Source organism: Rothia sp. HMSC067H10 (assembly GCF_001810635.1).
GTDB classification, from domain to species: Bacteria; Actinomycetota; Actinomycetes; order Actinomycetales; family Micrococcaceae; genus Rothia; species Rothia dentocariosa.
In genome coordinates, this window is record NZ_KV802302.1 from 1 (window position 1) to 303 (window position 303).

Here is a 303-nt window from a genome sequence, read left to right on the forward strand (position 1 = left end):
GCGTTCGCTGTATAGTTTTGAAACAACAAGCCTGGGCCCCCTTTATTTTTGTGGGGTGGGTTGTTGTTTGGTGGTTTTGCGGTGGTGATAGCTTGGGGGAAACGCCCAGTATCCTTTTCGAACCTGGTGAGCTAAGCCCTGTGGTGTTGATGGTACTGCATCTTGGTGGGTGTGGGAGAGTAGATGGCTGCCGCAATAAAAATTTTGTGTAGAGGTAAGTATGGGTGGGGGTTTCCTGTGGGGAGCTTTCGCTCATGCTTTTTGTGTTTAACGGTGGTTTTACTAAACAACCCCAACCCGGTG

1 rRNA gene is annotated in these 303 nt (G+C 49.5%); it reads left to right on the forward strand.

Features of this window, described 5'->3' with window-relative positions:
- Positions 1–77: 77 nt before the first annotated feature.
- A 5S ribosomal RNA gene (rrf, locus tag HMPREF2756_RS04265) occupies positions 78–196 on the forward strand.
- Positions 197–303 lie beyond the last annotated feature (107 nt).